We start from the raw sequence: 19,258 nt of genomic DNA, 5'->3' as shown, positions 1-19,258 counted from the left end.
AGGGCCGGAGGTGATCCGCAGGTTGACACCCATCTCCTGGGCAATGATGCCTGCAAGGGTAGTTTTGCCCAGACCGGGGGGACCATACAGCAGCACATGATCCAGAGGCTCCCCTCTGCGGCGTGCTGCTTCAATATAAACCGCCAGGTTTTCCTTGACCTTATCCTGACCGATATATTCATTGAGTGTTTTCGGGCGGAGGGAGAACTCCAGTTCCACATCCGGAGGGGTAAACTCCGGAGCGGTCATCCGGCTCTCAAACTCCATTTCACCAGTATCTATCACATGAACCTCCAACAGCTGTGCCGGGTATGGCAATCAGCGCTCAAAGAACCGCTTTTTGCGGACATAGAAGGGCTCGATGCCCTGAACCGCCTTTTTCGCAGCCTCCTGCTCCATGCTCAGAAAGCACAGGCTGTCCCCGGGATGCACCACCTCTGCCAGATATTTGGACAGGGGGTAGAACAGCTTCCGGGTGCTGCCGATCATATCGAATACAAACAGGATCTGGGGCTTTTCACAGCCCCGCACCATTTCCAGAATATATGCAGCGTCCACATTGGGCTGCTTGGACAGATATTTTGATGCAGCCTTGGTCAGATAGGGTACCTGACGGGACAGCTTCCGGTACTGGATGGTTTCCTCCTCTTTCATGGAGATGGCAGGAATGTTCAGGTTATGTGCGATCATCAGAATGCTCTGGATCTCCTGGGGAGAGAATTCCTTGCCGTAGGAATTGGGGTTCAGTACGGCGGAAGCAGACTGGATCAGATCAAACAGCCGCAGACAGTTGAGCTTGTAGCAGTTCACATACCGCTTCGCAAAGACCTGGAGAGAGCGGAAGCTGGTGAAAAAGGGAATGAACACATCCCCATCCGGATTGGTGGTGGTGATCAGTTCCATCTGTACGCTTCCGTCCGGATTGGGCTTCACCGGATTTTTGCAGATGACATACACATCGCTTTTAATCAGGGTCTGCAGGAACAGGGATCGCTTTTCCGGGTGAGCAATGGCCTCCCGCAGCAATTCGTCAAGATTCATAGAAAACTTTCCTTCCCTTCATGTAATATCCAAGGCGGCATGCGGTGCCGCTTCAGGCAATACTGCACAATGCACATACACTGCATAAGCGCTATGCGGTATTGCCTTATTTTTTTCTGTTGCCGATGGTGCGCAGGGTTTGCTTGATCAGTTCTGCTGCCGGCAGCTGATCGTCCAGCGTTGCCAGAATGGGCATCACCTCGCCCTGGGTATACCCCAGCACCAGCAATGCGGACAGGGCTTCTGCAACGCTGCCCTGTGCAGTCCGGGATACCGGCTCGTAGCTGCCGTCCGGCTGGGGCAGCGGCTCCTTGCTGATCTTATCCTTCAGTTCCAGCACGATGCGCTGGGCGGTTTTCGCTCCGATGCCCTTGACCTTCGTCAGCACCTTGCTGTCCCCGGCGGCAACCGTCAGCATAAACCGGGTCGGCTCCAGATCCGAAAGAATGGACAGTGCCGCCTTGGGCCCCACCCCGGAGATGCTGATGAGCAGCTGAAAGCAGCGCAGCTCCTGCTGATCGGAAAAGCCAAACAGCTCGATATTCTCGTCCCGGACATATAAATATGTATACAGGAACACTTCCCTGCCGGTTTCGCCGATTCCGCCGGATGCGGCATAGGTGGTGCGGCAGGCATAGCCAACGCCCCCGCATTCAATCACCACAAGCCCCGGTTCTTTGTGAATCAATTTGCCTCGCAGGCTGTACAGCACCCTTGTGCCACCTCCCTATGAAACGCAGCCCCGCACAAGCTTTGTGCAGTGTTGCCCTAAATTCTTCCCGTGCGTTGGGTCAGAGAACGAGCACCCCGGCTGCAATGACCGTGACAGATGGCAAGCGCCAGTGCATCCGCAGCATCATCCGGCTTAGGAATTTGCTCCAGGTGCAGGATCCGCCGGGTCATCTCCATAACCTGCCGTTTTTCTGCCTTACCGTAACCCACCACTGCCTGCTTGACCTGAGAGGGCGTATACTCGGCAATCGGCACTCCATGCTGCACGGCAGCAAGCAGGATCACCCCTCTTGCCTGTGCCACGTCGATGCCGGTGGTCTTGTTGGAGTAGAAAAACAGCTGCTCGATGGCAAGGGCATCCGGCTTGAATCGCTCCAGAATAAAGCACATATCCTCGTAAATATTCCCCAGGCGCTGGGGAAAGTCCGTATGCGCCTCCGTCAGAATCGCCCCGTATTCCAGAGTGGTAAATTCCACGCCCCGGTAGTCCAGCACGCCAAAGCCTACAATGGCATAACCCGGGTCGATGCCGATGATTCGCATAATGCACACCCTTCACACGATAGTACTATTTATTATAGCATACTTCCGCACAGTATTTCAAGGGCTGGACTGACTTTTTCTCATATTGCCGCCTCCCGCAAAGCGTCTCTGCCACCGTGTACTCCGATTTTTGGAAGAGTTTCTGTCATATCACACAAAGATTTCCGGCAATGCCCTTGCATTCCCCGGCGATTTCTATGCAATCTGACGAAAAAGCGGCTGTCCTGCGGTCATAAAGGCTTTGCAGGCTGCGCCTTGATTTTTTCTCTGAAATCCGGTATAATGGCATAGAATCAGAAAAAAACGGGAGGCTCCCTTATGGACTTACAAGCACTGCGTGCCCAGATCAACCAGCTGGATGAAACCATTCTCAGCGCCTTTGCACAGCGCATGACCATTTGCAGACAGGTGGGAGTTTACAAGAAAGAAAACCATATGCCCGTTTTTCAGAAGGATCGGGAGGATCAGGTCATCCAACGGATCCGGGATATGGCACCGCCGGATATGTCCCAGAGCGCTGCGGCGCTGTTTGCCGCCATTATGGACATTAGCAAATGCTACCAGCAGCAGGTACTGGCGGATGCCTCCTGGATGCCTCCTTTTCAGCAGGTCAAGACGCTGTCCTGTACCCGGGCAGGCTGTCAGGGCACCCGTGGCTCCAATTCCGAGACCGCCCTGCGGATGCTGTTTCCGGGAGCCGAGGCAAAGTTCTACGCCACCTTCGGGGATGTATGCAAAGCAGTTGGCTCCGGAGAGATCGACTTTGGCATCCTGCCCATCCAGAACACCACCACCGGCACGGTGATTCCCACCTATGAGCTGCTGCACCAACAGGTGGGCTACATTGCTGCCACGGTAAATCTGGAGATCCGGCACTGTCTGGCGATCCGGAAGGACATGGATCCGGCAAAGCTGACCACCGTCTGCTCCCATCCCCAGGCCTTGCAGCAATGCAGCGGCTTTCTCCGGGAAAGCGGACTGGAGCAGTTGTCCTACAGCAATACCGCAACGGCAGCCCGGTTTGTCGCCCAGTCCCCCTTGCCCTATGCAGCTGTATGCAGCCCCCGGTGCGCAGAGCAGTACGGACTGAGGATCCTGCGCCCGGACATTGCGGACGCCAGGGAAAACGTGACCAAGTTCATCTGCTTTTCAAAGGAATGCCTGATCCCGGAACAGGCAGATACCATCTCCATCATTGCGGAGCTGCCAAACCGGGCGGGAAGTCTGTCCCGGATGCTGAATAAATTTGCGGCAAACGGGCTGGATCTGCAAAAACTGGAAAGCCGCCCGGTGGCGGACGGCAGCTTTGATGTGCGATTCTATCTGGACTTCAGCGGCAATGTACTGGACCCCAGGGTAAATGCGCTGCTGGCTGACCTGGCCGGCTCCCTGAGCGAATTCCGTTTTCTGGGCAATCATCTGACCCTGGGGTGAGTCCCATGCAGCCGGGTACACAGCAGCAGACATATCGCCGCACCCACTGTATAGCCCCCAAGATCAATCCATACGTCCTTGATCATACCGGATCTTCCGGCAACAAACAGCTGGATGGTTTCGTCCAGCAGCGCCGTCCCCACACCGCACAGGATAAGCCGCTCCCAATGCTGTTTCCATGCTTGATGCAGCAATGCTGCCAGTTCTATGCCCAGTATGCAAAATTCCGTGCCGTGGGCAAGCTTGCGCAGCACCCCGTCGGAGGCGTTCCCTTCCGGGCTTACAGGCAGGGAAATGATATGGGACAGCAGCTCCGCCGCCTTGCCGCTGATGGCACCGGAAACAGAAGCTGGCATCAGGGAATTGCCCCAGATAAAGCATATCGTCAGAACGATCAGTCCATACAGCACCGTTGGTTTTTTACATTTCATTTCCATACTCACCACCTGACTTTCATTATAGCATATCCGTCAGAGTGTTGTCAAAAAAATCGACAACACTTTCTACTGACAAACCTGCTTTCTTGATAGGATATAAAAGGGCAGTGTGAATTGTGTAATACAAGCAACGTAAGATATCGTACAATATGACGAATTTTCAGAGAGCCATGTTAATTCAAGCGTATTTATTTGACTTTCCCACCGAAATACGTTATAATAGACACATGATTATTTATGCGGACGCAGCGCATCGTCCGCATTCGCTTTTGAACAACGGACAAACATTCGGCATATACTGCTTTGGTCTGCATATGTAAATCAAAATAAACAGATATATATTTTGATATACTATACATAATGAGCAACCCAATTTTAAAAGGGAACTCGATGCTATATTTGGGGGCGAGTACATGATAACGAACAGTACCGGTCTGGAACAGACCAGTATGACAGAAAATATGATCACCGAAGTTACCATAGAGGCATTGCAAACCAATCAGGAGGGGATCACCCAGTACCCCATCTTGGAGTTTGACGAAAATGCATTGAATCTGCTTTGCACAGGCATTCAGGAAACGCTGAAGCACAGTACGCTGAAGCCAGCAGGATCCGCTGCATACCGGGCAGTCAAGCGGATTCTTGACGTTGTACTTTCCGCACTGGGCATTCTGTTCCTTTTGATCCCGGGACTGATCGTTGCCGCTATTATCTACATAGAGGATAAGGGAAACCCGATATTTTCCCAGGTTCGACTGACGGAAAACGGAACGCCTTTCCGCATGTACAAATTCCGCTCCATGTGCATGGACGCTGAAAAGCGCTTTGAAGAAGTCCAGAAGGAAAACGAATGTGACGGCATTGCTTTTAAAAGCAAGCACGATCCCCGAATCACCCGGATCGGTGGTTTTATCCGCAAAACCTCCATTGATGAGCTGCCTCAGCTGTTCAATGTGCTTAAGGGAGATATGTCCCTGATCGGTCCCCGTCCGCCCCTTCCCCGGGAAGTGGTGCTGTATACCCCTGCCCAGATGGAGCGTCTGATGGTCAAGGGCGGTCTGTCCTGCATTTGTCAGTGCGAGGGCAGAAGCGATATGGCATTTGACGAATGGGTGGAATCCGACGTGCGATACATCCGTACCAGAAGCCTTGGTCTGGACTGCAAGTTGTTTTTCTCCACCATTGCTGTGGTACTCAAGCGTAAGGGCGCAAGATAACAACAGAATATACAAACAAACCGCCGCTGTATTATCTGTACAGCGGCGGTTTCCATGTATTTTTTTATATGGCATCATACATTCTGCTGGGCAGCTTTCTTTGCCTTTTGCAGCCGCACATCCGTTCCCACAAAATGCAGCCCCGTATAGGTGGCAAAGAGCCGGGACACGATCCGGTCCTCATACCGGCGCTGCACCTGCTCATGAGTCAGATTGGTGCTGATGATGGTGGGCAGGCCGCAGTTGAGCCGAGTGTTGATGATGTTGTACACAGTGGACACATAAAAGCTGCTGTCAAATTCTGCACCCAGATCGTCCAGGATCAGCAGATCACAGGTCAGCAGAATCTCCAGGGTATCCGCCCCTGCCTCGCCTCTGCCGAAATGCTCCCGCTCCACCCGGCGCAGCAGGTTGATGACCGAATCGTACAGCACCCCATACCCCTTCTGCATCACCTCGCTGGCAATGGCAAGGGACAGATGGGTCTTGCCAAGCCCCGTGTTGCCGGACAGCAGCAGACTGGGGGCATGGGAATCAAACTGGGCTGCATACCGCTTGCAGAAGGCAAGGATCCGGCGCATGGTCTCGTAGCATGCCGGATCGTTCCGGTAATACTCCAGAGAAAAGCTGTCGAAGCTGCACAGCTTCACCTGGGCATGCCGGTTCATCTCCTCAATAGCAAGTCTGCCCAGCTCCCGCTTCAGACAGTCACAGTAGCTCCCGTTGGCATAGCCCGTGTCATCGCATTTGGGGCAGGTATAGTGCAGCTCCAGATAATCCTCTGGCAAGCCGTTGGCAAGGAGCATCTGCCGGACGATCCGCTGCCCTTCCAGATTCCGGCGGCGGATCTGCTCGATCCGCTCCTGGGTATCCCCCCNNNTCCTGGGTATCCCCCCCAGCCTGCAGCACATGAAACAGCTCCATTGCCGTATCCGACAGACGGCTGTTGATCTCCCGGATCTGGGGGAAGCGTTCGTTCACTTCCCTGGTGCGTGCCTCCGCCAGGGCGTTTGCCGCCATGCGCCGTGCCTGGATGGTACGCATAGCCTCCTGAAACTGTTCGTATTTATTCATGCCGTCCCGGCTCCTTTCCTTGCTTTGCTTTCTTCACCATCTGCCGCACTGCTGCAAAGGCGGCACCCTCCCCTTCCTGTGCCAGAATGGTCAGCAGCCGCTCCAACTGGTCAGAGGTATCCGGATGGATCATTCTGCCGGGCTTTCCCCGGAGAAAATATGCCAGGGGCGCATCGTTGGAATACTGCTCCCCCAGATAGATCTTGCTGGCTGCCACCCGGTCACAGAACATTTCCGCCACATACCGGGCGGGCATGGGCACCGGCTGCATCTTCCGGGTCGGAGGCACATAGTCCGTCCAGTACTCGAAATGATGGCGGTTCCGCCCCTTGTGGTGCATCCAGGCAAGGGAGTAGCCCTTGTCCTGCCGCTCCCCCTCGTTGGGGCTCCGGGTGCCGATATAATACCGGGCGCCGGGAATGAATTCCGTGGGAGTATACTTGGACAGGTCATGCCGCAGCCCCTGCCAGAGAATACCCGCTTTCTGGCAATGCCGGATTACCTGATGCCGGTGCCGGGTAATGGTACAAAAATGCTTCCAGGGATGCATGAATCCCCCTCCGTTTCCGTTCTCGAACTCGTTCTGTTTCTATTATATCGGATGGAGCGGAAAAATGCAAGGCATCCCCCACAAAGCATGTGTTGCATTTTCCGCCGGGAAATGCTATAATAAGTGTATCTGCTGCAATGCAGCAAATACAGAGAGTGGAGGCGTGTACATATGCTGACGGATATTGAGATTGCACAGCAGGCGGAGCTGCTGCCCATTCGCAACATCGCAGAGAAGATAGAAATCCAGGAGGATGACCTGGAGTATTACGGAAAATACAAGGCAAAGCTTTCCGAAGCCCTGTTCAAAAAGCTGGAACGGAAGCCGAACGGGAAGCTGATTCTGGTGACGGCAGTCAACCCCACCCCTGCCGGAGAGGGCAAGACCACGGTCAGCGTAGGTCTGGCACAGGCGATGACCCGATTGGGGAAGAAAACCATGCTGGCGCTGCGTGAGCCTTCCCTGGGTCCTGTATTCGGCATCAAGGGCGGCGCAGCCGGCGGCGGTTACTCCCAGGTACTTCCTATGGAGGACATCAACCTGCACTTCACCGGTGACATGCACGCCATCACGGCGGCAAACAACCTGCTGTGCGCCATGATCGACAACCACATGCAGCAGGGCAACCAGCTGCAGATTGACCAGCGGCGGATCCTGTTCAAGCGCTGTATGGATATGAATGACCGGGCGCTCCGGTATACGGTGGTCGGCATGGGGGGCAAGACAAACGGCGTACCCCGGGAGGATAGCTTCCAGATTACGGTTGCATCGGAGATCATGGCGATTCTTTGCCTGGCATCCGACCTGGCGGATCTCAAGGAGCGCATCGGCAATATCCTGGTGGCATACAACACCAGAAACGAGCCGGTCTTTGCCCGGGATCTGGGTGCCCAGGGAGCCATGACCGCCCTGCTGAAGGATGCACTGAAGCCCAATCTGGTACAGACCCTGGAGCAGACCCCCGCATTCATTCACGGCGGTCCCTTTGCCAACATCGCCCACGGCTGCAACTCCCTGCGTGCCACCAAGCTGGCGCTGAAGCTGGGGGATTACTGCGTGACAGAGGCAGGCTTTGGCTCCGATCTGGGTGCGGAGAAATTCTTTGACATCAAGTGCCGGTTCGGCAAACTGAAGCCTGCCTGCGTGGTGCTGGTTGCCACCATTCGTGCCATGAAATACAACGGAGGCGTCAAGAAGGAGGATCTCACCAAGGAGAACCTGTGGGCACTGGAAAAGGGCATGGTCAATTTACAGACCCACATTGAGAACATGCATAAGTTCCACCTGCCGGTGGTGGTTGCCATCAATCGGTTCTACTCTGACACGGAGGAGGAGATCGCTCTGATGCAGAATTTCTGCAAGAAGATGGGCGTAGACTGCGCTCTGTGTGAGGTCTTTGCCAAGGGCGGCGAAGGCGGACTGGAGCTTGCAAAGCGGGTCTGCGAGACCATCGACATGTGCAGCGAGGCAGAGAGCGAATTCCGTCCCCTGTACGATGAAATGCTGCCCATCAAGGAAAAGATCCGTATCATTGCCACCGAGATCTACCGGGCGGATGATGTGGTGTATACGGCACAGGCAGAAAAGGCCATCAAGGAGATCGAAGGGCTGGGCTTTGGAAATATTCCGGTCTGCATCGCCAAGACCCAGTACTCCCTGTCCGACAATCCCGCACTGCTGGGCAAGCCCAAACATTTCAGCATTACCGTCCGGGATCTGCGGCTGTCCTCCGGCGCCGGGTTCGTGGTTGCCCTCACCGGAGATATTATGACCATGCCGGGTCTGCCCAAGGAGCCTGCCGCTCTGCGCATCGACTGCGACAACAACGGCTGCATCACCGGACTGTTCTGATGATGCGGCAGATTATCACCCACAGCCCGGAGGAAACCATCGCCCTTGCGGAAGCCATCGGCAGGCTGCTGCGTAAGGGGGACGTGATCGCCTATACCGGAGAGCTGGGTGCCGGAAAAACCACCTTTACCCGGGGCATCGCCCGGGGCATGGGACTGCCGGACGAGGTGCATTCCCCCACCTTTGCCCTGGTGAACGAATACCTGGGAAAGCCAGGCACCACACCCCTGTACCATTTTGACATGTACCGGATCACCCTGCCGGAGGCACTGGAATCCACCGGCTTTTATGATTACCCCCTGTCTGACTCGGTGTTTGCCATCGAGTGGTCGGAAAACATCCCCTACGCCCTGCCGGAGCAGTGTCTGCGGATCGGCATTGCCTACGGAGCGGGGGACACCCGTATCATTACCATAGAAGGAGATGACCGCTTTGCTGATCCTGGCGATTGACACATCGGGACATACCGCCTCCGCAGCCCTGCTGGAGGACAGCACCCTGCGGGCACAGGTGTCCCTGTACACCCTGCGCACCCATTCCCAGGTCATGCTACCCCTTTGCCGGCAGCTGCTGGACAATGCAGGGGTGACCCTGGAGGAGATCGACTTGTTTGCGGTTGCGGACGGCCCCGGCTCCTACACAGGTCTGCGAATCGGCATCTCCGCCGTCAAGGGCATGGCGTTTGCCCTGGGCAAGCCCTGCGCCGGCATCTCCACCCTGGAGGGCATGGCGTACAATCTGCTTGGCACCCGGGGCACCCTCTGCTGCGCCATTCACGCCCGGCAGCAGCTTCACTACTGCGGCATTTTTTCCTCGGACGGCAGGGAGATCACCCGGCTGACGGAGGATGCCATCCTACCCCAGGAACAGCTGCTGGAACAGCTCCGCACCCTGCCCCAACCGGTAACTGTATGCGGAGACGGTGCAGTCATGCTGCTGGAAGCAGAACCTGGGCTGATCCAGGCTCCTCCCCATCTGCTGCTCCAGTCCGCAGCCGGAATCGCCCTTGCCGCCCGGCATGCCCAGCCGGTGGATGCAGACGCCCTGTGTGCCCGGTACCTACAGGCTACCCAGGCAGAAAAGCTCAAACACGAATAGGAGCCTATCATGGATTTTCAGCTTCACTGCGGCGCATGGAACCAGATGTTCCCGGTTCCCAATGCGGTTGCAGATCACTTTTTAAAGCTTGCATCTCCGGACGCCCTCCGGGTACTGCTGTACCTGCTGCGACACGGCAACGAAGCCCTGACCGATGAAGCCATCGGGGAGGCACTCTCCATCTCCAGGGAACAGGTGGAAGATGCTTTTTTGTTCTGGGAGCAGGCCAATATTCTGGAGCGATCCGGCACGGCACAGCCCCAGGAGCCAGTCCGGCAAAATGCGCCTGCTCCGGCACCGGCAGCCCCCACACCCCAGCCTGCTACGGAGGTGCCCAAGCCCTTTGCCCAGCGCTCCAGCGCCGGCTTCCTGCCCACCCCCTCAGAGCTTGCTGCCCGGATCCAGGAATCCAGGGAGATCAAGAGCCTGTTCGACATGGCGGAGCAGCAGTTTCACCGGATGCTGACTCCCACGGAGCAGCGCTCCCTGCTGTGGATGCGAGACTATCTGGGACTTGGGCCGGATGTGATCCTGATGCTGATCGGGTACTGCATTTCCATCGAGAAGCCCCATGTACGCTACATTGAAACCGTTGCAGTCAGCTGGCAGGAGCGGGATATTCTCACCTTCCAGCGTGCCCAGCAGGAGGTACAGGCACTGACGGCGCAGCGCACCTTTACTGCGGATATCATGCGGGCGTTTGAAATGCAGCGCCGCCCCACCACCAAGCAGCAGGCATTCATCGACCAGTGGCAGCGTAAGGGCTATAAGCTGGAGATGATCACCTACGCCTACGAGCTCTGCGTGGAATCCATTGACAAGCTGAATTTCTCCTACATCGACAAAATTCTTGCCACCTGGGAGAACGAGGGGCTGACCAGCCGGGAGGCGGTGGATGCCGCCCGGGCAAAGCGGAGCAGCAGCCCGGACACCGATACGCACTCCTATTCCCTGGAGGATTACAAACAGCTGATGAATAACTTTTGACAAGGATGCAGGCTTTTTTCCCTGTTTTCCTGTGAAAAGTGATAAAAACACAAAAAGCTCTTGACAAATCCGGCACATGCTCGTATAATAAAAACATGCTCATAATTTTACAGGAGGAGGAACCACCATGGCACAGTTTTTCGTCGTGAACCTAGCAGTCGTGCGTCTGAAGAATACTGTGCGCCCTCTGTTATGTGCATGATCGGAGCTGCGCTGTTCCGCTGGAATTGCGCCCTGTTCTGATAGAATGGTCAATAACGGTTAAAGGCGTATGCTTTTAACCGTTTTTTTATTTGCCCGCATAAGGGACATCAAAAAGGAGGAACTACTATGCAAAGCGAAATCAGTGAAATCGCAAACCGCATCCGGGAGCTACGGGAGGTTTGCGACTATTCCACCGCACAGCTGGCAAAGGAGCTGGGCATTTCTGAAGAAACCTACATCGGCTACGAAACAGAAGGCAATTTCCCCATCAGCACCATTTACGAAATTTCCAAAATGTTTAAGGTCGATTTTACAGAGCTGGTCACAGGTTCTCCTGCAAGACTGGATACATATCACGTCGTCCGCCGGGGGCATGGCATGAGCTTCAGCCGGTATGAAGGCTACCGCTACAAGGATCTGGCGTTCCGTTATACCGACAAGATCATGCAGCCCCTGCTGGTTACACTGGATCCGACCGATGCGCCTGCTTCCCTGGTAACCCATGCGGGTCAGGAGTTCAATCTGGTGCTCAAGGGCAGTGTTGCCGTTGTGTTTGAAGACAAGGAGATCATCCTGAACGAGGGCGACTCCATCTACTTTAACCCCACCTACCCCCACGGTCAGCGTTGCGTGGGCGACTCCAAGGCAAGATTTTTGACCGTGATCGCTGAATAACCCACATATAAGAGAGGAAGTAATTATAATATGCTGCTAGACCGATACCTACCGCGGATCGACTTCGATTCCTATGAGGATTTTAAGGAAAATTTCAAGATCAACGTTCCGGAGAACTTCAACTTCGGCTTTGACATCGTAGATGAATGGGCAAAGCAGGAGCCGGACAAGCTGGCACTGGTTTGGTGCAATGACCACGATGAGGAACGCCGCTTCACCTTTACCGATATCAAGAAGCTGTCCAACCAGGCGGCAAACTACTTTGTAAGCCTGGGCATCCAAAAGGGCGATGTGGTGATGATGATCCTGCGCCGCCGCTGGGAGTACTGGATCTGTGCGGTTGCCCTGCACAAGATCGGCGCAACGCTGATCCCGGGCACCCTGCAGTTGACCACCAAGGACATTGTATACCGGGGCAATGCTGCCGGCGTCAAGGCAATCATCTGCGTCAACGATGACTTTGTAATGAACCAGGTCAATGCAGCATTCCCCCAGATTGACACCCTCCAGTATAAGATCATGGTAGCAGAAAAGCGGGAAGGCTGGGCATACCTGGAGGAGGAAATTGCCAAGTTCCCGGATACCTTTGAGCGCCCCACCGGGGAGGCTGCCACCCGCTGGGATGATATCATGCTGGTATACTTCACCTCCGGCACCACCGGCATGCCCAAGATGGTTCGCCACAACTTTGCACACCCTCTGGGACACATCATCACCGCGAAGTACTGGCAGCAGGTGCAGGAAAACAAGCTGCATATGAGCGTATCCGACTCCGGCTGGGCAAAGTTCGGCTGGGGCAAGATCTACGGTCAGTGGATCTGCGGTGCAGTCATCTTCTGCTACGATATGGACAAGTTCATCCCCCTGAAGCTGCTGGAGAAGATCAGCAAGTACCGGATCACCACCTTCTGCGCACCGCCCACCATGTACCGGTTCATGCTACAGGAGGATATGTCCAAGTTTGACCTGTCCAGCATTGAAAACTTCTGCAATGCCGGAGAGCCTCTGAATCCGGAGGTATTCCGCAAGATCTACGATCTGACCGGTCTGAAGATGCGGGAAGGCTTCGGGCAGACAGAAGGCCCGGTTCTGATTGCAAACTTCAAGTGGATCGACCCCAAGCCCGGCTCCACCGGCAAGCCCTCCCCCCTGTTCAACATTCAGCTGCTGGACAGTGAAGGTAACCTGTGTGACGACGGCGAGGAAGGCACCATTTCCATCTGTGATATCGACAAATCCTTCCCGGTAGGTCTGTTCACCGGCTATTACAAGAACCCGGAGCTGACAGAAAAGGTTCTGGGCGGCAAGAATTACAACACCGGCGACATGGCTTGGCGTGATTCCAACGGCTACTACTGGTTCGTTGGCAGAAACGATGATGTCATCAAGTGCTCCGGCTACCGGATCGGACCCTTTGAGGTTGAAAGTGCGCTGATCGAGCATCCGGCTGTTGTAGAATGCGCCATCACTGCCGCACCGGATCCCATCCGTGGACAGGTAGTAAAGGCAACCATCGTCCTGGCAAAGGGCTATACTGCCAGCCAGGAGCTGACCAAGGAGCTGCAGAACCATGTAAAGCATGTAACAGCCCCCTACAAATACCCCCGTATCATTGAATATGTAGATGAACTCCCCAAGACCCTGGGCGGCAAGATCAAGCGTGCCCAGATCCGTCAGAAGGATCATCAAAAATAAGGAGAGACTTTCGTTATGAAGATCAGTTTTTCAACAATCGCCTGTCCGGATTATTCCTGGGTGGATATTTACTCCATGGCAAAGGATCTTGGCTTTGACGGCATCGAGATCCGGGGCATGGGCGATGACTTTGCCGCTTACAAGGCAATGCCCTTTACTGAGGCAAACCGCCCCAAGACCATGGCAAAGCTGAAGGCACTGAACATTGAGATCCCCTGCCTTTCCTCCGGCTGCTGCCTGAAGTTCAAGGAAAAGGAAGCAGAAACCATTGCGGAACTGACCGAATACTGCAAGCTGGCGCAGCAGATCAACGCCCCCTATATCCGGGTTCTGGCGGATCTGGAGGCTGCACCCAACGGAGAAGTGGATGATTCCTATGTAGCAGAGCAACTCAAGAAGCTGGCGCCCATTGCAGCGCAGTATGATGTGACCCTGTTGGTGGAAACCAACGGTGTTTACAGCGATACCCACCGGCTCAGAGCACTGCTGGACAGCGTAAACAGCCACAAGATCGCTGCTTTGTGGGATATGCATCACCCCTATCGGTTTGCCGGTGAATCCCCGGAGCAGACAGTTGCAAACCTTGGAGAACTGATCAAGTACGTCCACATCAAGGACAGCGTGATGGAAAACGGCAAGGTGGTCTACAAGATGATGGGCGAAGGCGATCTGCCCATCCAGAAGATGATCGAAGCCCTCCAGTCCATCCAGTACACCGGCTATGTATCCCTGGAATGGGTCAAGCTGTGGATGCCCAATCTGCTGGATGCCGGCGTGGTATTCCCCCAGTATGCAGAATTTATGCGTCCCTTTCGCAGAAAGCATAAGCACCCGCTCCAGGACAACAGCCGGAAAACCGGCAAGTATATCTGGCCCAAGGAGCGGCTCATTGACTACACCTTCCCGGATGTGCTGGACCGTGTGTGTGAGGAATTCCCCACCCAGTATGCGTTCCGCTACACGGAGCTGGATTACACCAGAACCTATCCGGAATTCCGCAGTGATGTGGACACCTTTGCCCGGGCTTTGATCGCCATGGGCGTGCGCAAGGGGGATCACGTTGCCATCTGGGCAACCAACGTGCCTGCATGGTACATTACCTTCTGGGCAACCACCAAGATCGGCGCAGTACTGGTTACCGTCAATACCGCATATAAGATTCACGAGGCAGAATATCTGCTGCGGCAGTCCGATACCCACACCCTGGTCATGATCGACGGCTACAAGGATTCTGACTACGTGGGCATCATGAAGGAGCTCTGTCCGGAGCTTGCAACCTGTGAACCGGGCAAGCTGGAATCCAAGAAGTTCCCCTTCCTGAAGAATATCATTACCACCGACTCCAGGCAGCCGGGCTGCTACACCTGGGATGAGGCAATCAAGCTGGCAGAGCAGGTTCCCTACAGCGAGGTAGAGGCGCGCCGCCGCACCATCGACAAGAACGATGTGTGCAACATGCAGTACACCTCCGGTACCACCGGCTTCCCCAAGGGCGTTATGCTGACCCACTACAACGTGGTCAACAATGGTAAGGCCATCGGCGACTGCATGGATCTGTCCACCGCAGACCGGATGATGATCCAGGTGCCCATGTTCCACTGCTTCGGCATGGTTCTGGCAATGACCGCATCCGTCACCCACGGCACCACCATGTCTCCCATCACCGCATTCTCACCCAGAAAGGGACTTGCCTGCATCAACAAGGAGAAGATCACCGCATTCCACGGAGTGCCCACCATGTTCATCGCTATGCTGGGGCATCCGGACTTTGAAAAGACCGACTTCTCCCACATGCGTACCGGCATTATGGCAGGTTCCCCCTGCCCCATCAAGACCATGCAGGATGTGATCGAGAAGATGCACATGGACGAGATCTGCATTACCTACGGGCAGACCGAGGCTTCCCCGGCAACTACCATGAGTAAGACCACCGACTCCATTGAGGATCGTGTCAACACCGTGGGCGGCCCCATCTTCGGCGTAGAGTGCAAGATCGTGGATCCGGAAACCAACGAGGATCTTCCGGACGAGGTGGACGGCGAATTCGTTGCCCGGGGCTACAATATCATGAAGGGCTACTACAAGATGCCGGAGGCAACTGCTGCCGCCATCGATGAAAACGGCTGGCTCCACACCGGCGACCTGGCACGGCGTACCAAGAAGGGCTACTACAAGATCACCGGCAGAATCAAGGATATGATCATCCGGGGCGGCGAGAATATTTACCCCAAGGAGATCGAGGACTTTCTCTACACCCATCCGAAGGTAAAGGATGTACAGGTAATCGGCGTGCCGGACAAGCAGTACGGCGAGGAAATCATGGCATGCATCATCCTCAATGACGGGGAAACCAGCAGCGAGGAAGAGATCAAGCAGTATGTACTGGATCATATGGCAAAGCACAAGGTACCCCGGTATGTGGACTTCGTTACCGAGTTCCCTATGAATGCAGCCGGCAAGATCCTCAAGTACAAGATGCGTGAAGCAGCGGTAGAAAAGCTGAATTTGCAGCAGGCAAGCAAGATTGTCACTGCGTAAAGAAAATAAGGGGGAAATATGATCAAATCACATCTAAAAAAGCTGGCGGCTCTGTGCCTGACCGGCGTCATGGGCATGAGTCTGCTGGCAGGCTGCGGCAAGAAGGAAGAAGAAAATAAGATCAAGGAAATGCGGGATCTGACCGGCACCCAGTTGGTACAGGAGCTGAAGATCGGCTGGAGTCTGGGCAACACCCTGGATGCCACCGGCGGTACCAAGGATGACCCCCTCAGCGCAGAGACCAGCTGGGGCAATCCCAAGACCACCGAGGATATGATCAAGGCGGTAAAGGAAAAGGGCTTTAATGTGATCCGGGTTCCCGTAACCTGGACAGGGCATCTGGGAGACGCACCGGATTACAAGATCAACGAGGAGTGGCTCAACCGGGTGCAGGAGGTTGTGAATTACGTCATCAACAACGACCTGTACTGTATCATCAACCTGCACCACGAGGACTGGCACTTCCCCTCCTATGACAATCTGGAGCCTGCCAAGGCGGAACTGGTTGCCATCTGGAAGCAGATTGCTGCCCGGTTTGAGGGCTATGACGAGCATCTGATCTTTGAGGGCATGAACGAACCTCGCATGGTGGATACCCCCAGCGAATGGAGCGGCGGCAACCCGGAGGCACGGGATGTGATCAACCAGCTAAACGCTGCCTTTGTGGATACCATCCGGAACAGCGGCGGCAACAATCCCAAGCGCTGCGTCATGATCCCCACTTATGCGGCTGCAACCACAACGGATGTACTCAGCGAATTTGTGATTCCGGAGGATGATAAGATCATTGTTTCCATCCATGCATATACCCCCTATAATTTCGCCCTGAACGCCAAGGGCACCTTTGATTATGACCCGGTCGGGGACGCTGCTCAGATCGAAACCCTGATGCAGACGCTGAACCAATACTTCCTGCAAAAGGGACACGCCGTCATCATCGGCGAGTTCGGTGCCCGGAACAAGTACAATACGCAGGATCGCTGTGAGTGGGCAACCGCCTACACCTCCGCAGCATCCAAGGTGGGCATCCCCTGCATCTGGTGGGACAACAACGCCTTCAATTCCGGGGAGGCATTCGGCTTGTACAACCGTGCCGCTATGAAGTGGGAGTATCCAGAGATCGTAGACGCTTTGATGAAGGGTCTGGAAAACAAATAAAACAGGCAAAGCAGACGATATTGCATCGTCTGCTTTTTTTATGCCCGGCAATCTTTCAGCTCCGTGCCCGGATAGTAATGGGCAAGGATGTCCGCATAGCTACTGCCCTCCGCCGCCATGGCGTTGGCGCCGTACTGACTCATCCCCACGCAGTGCCCATAGCCCTTGGTCACAAAGGTAAAGCTGTCCCCCTCCAGGGACAGGGTAAATGCCGCCGAACGCAGACCGAATGCCCCACGAAGGGTCTGCCCTCCCAGGGACTGATCCCCCACCTGCATGGTGCAGACTGTACCGGAATCCGTCCGTTTCGCTTCGCCGAACCAATCCCCGGGCTGGTCGGACAATTTCAGCTCCGGCACCGCCGTCAGCAGCTTTTCCTTTACCACATCCGCCGTCAGCGTCACCTCCTCCCGGTACTTGGGCGCATCACAATCCGCCGGACTGTCCACCGGCACCAGATAGGGTACGGCGCTGCCCCAGACCTGGGCGGCATCCTCCGTGACCCCGGTGGAAAGGGAGTGGAACGCCGCAATGATGGGGGCATCCTGATAGCAAAGGATCTCCTCCAGTACCGCATCCACCGCCGCCTCCACCTTGGGGTAGTACACATCAAAGCTGTCTCCGTAAAAACCCTTGATCTGATCCAGGGTATAGAACGCCTGGTAGTGACGGCTGTCATTGGAGAAATCCGCCCCGGATAGTTCTGCCGTTGGGGACTGCGCCTCACTCCTGCGCTGCCGTTCCGCATAGGTATGGGCGGCAACCGCCTGGGCCTTCAGCGCCTCCGGCTCAAAGGTGGCAGGCATTTCAGCGCATACAGCGCCGATCACATAGTCCCGGACGGACACGGCTTCCACGGAGCCGGTGGTAATATCCAGCACCCTGTAATCCTCCAGAGAAACTGAGGACTGTATGGGCTCGGTGCCGGATACTTCAGAGGAATCCGGCTGCCTGGGGGCGGATTCCGCCGACGCTCCCCTGCCCGTCAGCAGCACAGCGGCAGGCAGCAGCGTGAAGCAGGCTGCAAAAGCAGCAACGATCGTAAGAATACGCATGAATGACCCTTCCTTTCTACTTGACAGATGTCGAATCCTGTGCTATAATAAATCTATACCCTTATCAAGAGAGGCTGAGGAACTGGTCCTGTGACGCCCGGCAACCGCTCGTTTTCGAGAAAGGTGCTAATTCCTGCGGATGCACAGCATCCGAGAGATGAGGTTTGTGAATACAGAACTCACAAGCGCTCATATTGAGCGCTCTTTTTATTGTATGGAGGAATGCAAACATGAAAAAATTTTTTACGTCCGAATCTGTCACTGAGGGACATCCGGACAAGATCTGTGACCAGATCTCCGATGCCATTCTGGATGCGATCCTGGAACAGGATCCGGAGGGCAGAGTGGCTTGTGAAACCTGCTGCACCACCGGTATGGTCTTGTGCATGGGCGAGATCAGCACCAAGGCGGACATTGACATCCCCCGAATCGCCCGGGAGGTGATCGTAGACATTGGCTACGACCGGGCAAAGTACGGCTTTGACGGTCATACCTGCTCCATTCTCACATCCATGGATGAGCAGTCCTGCGACATTGCCATGGGTGTCAACGAGGCGCTGGAGTCCAAGGAGGGTGAGGATGCAGACGCGGGAAACGGTGCCGGCGACCAGGGGATTATGTTTGGCTACGCCTGCAACGAAACCAAGGAGCTGATGCCCATGCCCATTTCCCTGGCCCATCGGCTTGCCATGCAGCTGACCGCTGTCCGGAAAGACGGCACCCTCCGGTATCTGCGGCCGGACGGCAAGACCCAGGTGACCGTGGAATACGATGACGGCAAACCGGCTCGGCTGGATGCCATTGTGGTTTCTTCCCAGCATGCCCCGGAGATCCCACTGGAACAGATCCGGGAGGATATTCTGGAATACGTAATCAAGCCGGTAATCCCGGCGGAACTGATGGACGCTGACACCAAGTTCTACATCAATCCCACTGGTCGGTTCGTCATCGGCGGCCCCCAGGGGGACA

At 55.4% G+C, this 19,258-nt stretch carries 19 protein-coding genes and 1 riboswitch (1 of these 20 cut by a window edge); of the genes, 11 read left to right on the top strand and 8 right to left on the bottom strand.

Annotation, left to right across the window (positions count from 1 at the left end):
* From QVO51_RS06905 to ruvC, 4 genes are all read right to left on the bottom strand, one after another.
* Window positions 1-249: AAA family ATPase (locus tag QVO51_RS06905; protein ID WP_288167976.1), on the bottom strand; the 249-nt coding region annotated here is incomplete at its 3' end.
* Window positions 250-318: 69 nt separating this feature from the next.
* Window positions 319-1,041, bottom strand: coding sequence for an enhanced serine sensitivity protein SseB C-terminal domain-containing protein (locus QVO51_RS06900; protein ID WP_022357787.1), 723 nt, complete (start codon window positions 1,039-1,041; stop codon window positions 319-321).
* 106 nt (window positions 1,042-1,147) lie between these two features.
* The gene (gene ruvA / locus QVO51_RS06895; RefSeq protein WP_022357786.1) at window positions 1,148-1,753 is read right to left on the bottom strand and encodes a Holliday junction branch migration protein RuvA; all 606 of its coding nucleotides are present in this window, start codon (window positions 1,751-1,753) and stop codon (window positions 1,148-1,150) included.
* Window positions 1,754-1,809: 56 nt separating this feature from the next.
* The gene (gene ruvC, locus QVO51_RS06890) at window positions 1,810-2,316 is read right to left on the bottom strand and encodes a crossover junction endodeoxyribonuclease RuvC (protein WP_015558359.1); all 507 of its coding nucleotides are present in this window, start codon (window positions 2,314-2,316) and stop codon (window positions 1,810-1,812) included.
* Window positions 2,317-2,634: 318 nt separating this feature from the next.
* Between ruvC and QVO51_RS06885 the strand changes: the two genes are divergently transcribed.
* Window positions 2,635-3,750 carry a bifunctional chorismate mutase/prephenate dehydratase gene (locus QVO51_RS06885; protein ID WP_022357785.1) on the top strand — a complete coding sequence of 372 codons (1,116 nt, stop codon included), beginning with the start codon at window positions 2,635-2,637 and terminating at the stop codon, window positions 3,748-3,750.
* Here the strand turns inward: QVO51_RS06885 and QVO51_RS06880 are convergent.
* On the bottom strand, window positions 3,732-4,181 hold the full coding sequence (locus tag QVO51_RS06880) for a VanZ family protein (protein ID WP_276746249.1): 450 nt from the start codon (window positions 4,179-4,181) through the stop codon (window positions 3,732-3,734). The two genes, QVO51_RS06885 and QVO51_RS06880, sit on opposite strands and share 19 nt — an antisense overlap.
* A 419-nt stretch (window positions 4,182-4,600) precedes the next feature.
* Between QVO51_RS06880 and QVO51_RS06875 the strand changes: the two genes are divergently transcribed.
* Entirely contained in the window at window positions 4,601-5,404 is an 804-nt protein-coding gene (locus tag QVO51_RS06875; RefSeq protein WP_022357783.1) for a sugar transferase, read from the top strand.
* Between the two features lie 74 nt (window positions 5,405-5,478).
* On the opposite strand, the gene QVO51_RS06870 is transcribed toward QVO51_RS06875, so the two are convergent.
* Both QVO51_RS06870 and QVO51_RS06865 read right to left on the bottom strand, forming a co-directional pair.
* On the bottom strand, window positions 5,479-6,315 hold the full coding sequence (locus tag QVO51_RS06870) for an ATP-binding protein (RefSeq protein ID WP_022357782.1): 837 nt from the start codon (window positions 6,313-6,315) through the stop codon (window positions 5,479-5,481).
* A gap of 155 nt (window positions 6,316-6,470) precedes the next feature.
* Window positions 6,471-7,028: a DUF5662 family protein gene (locus QVO51_RS06865; RefSeq protein WP_022357781.1), complete on the bottom strand. Its 558-nt coding sequence runs from the start codon at window positions 7,026-7,028 to the stop codon at window positions 6,471-6,473.
* Between the two features lie 171 nt (window positions 7,029-7,199).
* On the opposite strand from QVO51_RS06865, the gene QVO51_RS06860 reads away from it, so the two are divergent.
* From QVO51_RS06860 to QVO51_RS06825, 8 genes are all read left to right on the top strand, one after another.
* Window positions 7,200-8,879, top strand: a complete 1,680-nt coding sequence (locus QVO51_RS06860; protein WP_022357780.1) for a formate--tetrahydrofolate ligase — start codon at window positions 7,200-7,202, stop codon at window positions 8,877-8,879.
* A complete protein-coding gene (tsaE, locus tag QVO51_RS06855) occupies window positions 8,879-9,331 on the top strand; it encodes a tRNA (adenosine(37)-N6)-threonylcarbamoyltransferase complex ATPase subunit type 1 TsaE (protein ID WP_015558352.1) in 453 nt (150 codons plus the stop codon). Before QVO51_RS06860 ends, tsaE begins: the two co-directional genes overlap by 1 nt.
* Window positions 9,312-9,977, top strand: a complete 666-nt coding sequence (gene tsaB, locus QVO51_RS06850) for a tRNA (adenosine(37)-N6)-threonylcarbamoyltransferase complex dimerization subunit type 1 TsaB (protein WP_022357779.1) — start codon at window positions 9,312-9,314, stop codon at window positions 9,975-9,977. Before tsaE ends, tsaB begins: the two co-directional genes overlap by 20 nt.
* 9 nt (window positions 9,978-9,986) lie before the next feature.
* A complete protein-coding gene (locus QVO51_RS06845) occupies window positions 9,987-10,964 on the top strand; it encodes a DnaD domain protein (RefSeq protein WP_022357778.1) in 978 nt (325 codons plus the stop codon).
* A 330-nt stretch (window positions 10,965-11,294) separates the two neighbouring features.
* On the top strand, window positions 11,295-11,843 hold the full coding sequence (locus QVO51_RS06840; protein ID WP_022357777.1) for an XRE family transcriptional regulator: 549 nt from the start codon (window positions 11,295-11,297) through the stop codon (window positions 11,841-11,843).
* Window positions 11,844-11,873: 30 nt separating this feature from the next.
* Complete coding sequence (locus QVO51_RS06835; protein ID WP_022357776.1) at window positions 11,874-13,538, top strand: AMP-binding protein; 1,665 nt, start codon at window positions 11,874-11,876, stop codon at window positions 13,536-13,538.
* 15 nt (window positions 13,539-13,553) lie between these two features.
* Entirely contained in the window at window positions 13,554-16,076 is a 2,523-nt protein-coding gene (locus QVO51_RS06830) for an AMP-binding protein (protein ID WP_022357775.1), read from the top strand.
* An 18-nt stretch (window positions 16,077-16,094) separates the two neighbouring features.
* Window positions 16,095-17,234 carry a glycoside hydrolase family 5 protein gene (locus QVO51_RS06825; RefSeq protein WP_022357774.1) on the top strand — a complete coding sequence of 380 codons (1,140 nt, stop codon included), beginning with the start codon at window positions 16,095-16,097 and terminating at the stop codon, window positions 17,232-17,234.
* 38 nt (window positions 17,235-17,272) lie between these two features.
* Here QVO51_RS06825 and spoIID read toward each other — a convergent pair whose 3' ends face one another.
* Window positions 17,273-18,289 (bottom strand): stage II sporulation protein D, encoded by a 1,017-nt coding sequence (gene spoIID, locus QVO51_RS06820; RefSeq protein ID WP_022357773.1) that lies wholly within the window; start codon window positions 18,287-18,289, stop codon window positions 17,273-17,275.
* Between the two features lie 58 nt (window positions 18,290-18,347).
* Window positions 18,348-18,453: riboswitch (SAM riboswitch) on the top strand.
* Between the two features lie 66 nt (window positions 18,454-18,519).
* Here spoIID and metK point away from each other — a divergent pair.
* On the top strand, window positions 18,520-19,258 hold the 5' portion of the coding sequence (metK, locus tag QVO51_RS06815) for a methionine adenosyltransferase (protein ID WP_022357772.1). It continues 455 nt past the right edge of the window; 739 of the gene's 1,194 nt are visible here — the first part of the coding sequence; its start codon is at window positions 18,520-18,522; its stop codon lies off the right edge, out of view.

Source organism: Ruminococcus sp. CAG:379 (assembly GCF_000434255.1).
Classification (GTDB): Bacteria; Bacillota; Clostridia; order Oscillospirales; family Ruminococcaceae; genus Ruminococcus_F; species Ruminococcus_F champanellensis.
Note: the sequence above shows the minus strand (reverse complement) of the source record. Positions and strands in the feature narration are given on the sequence as shown.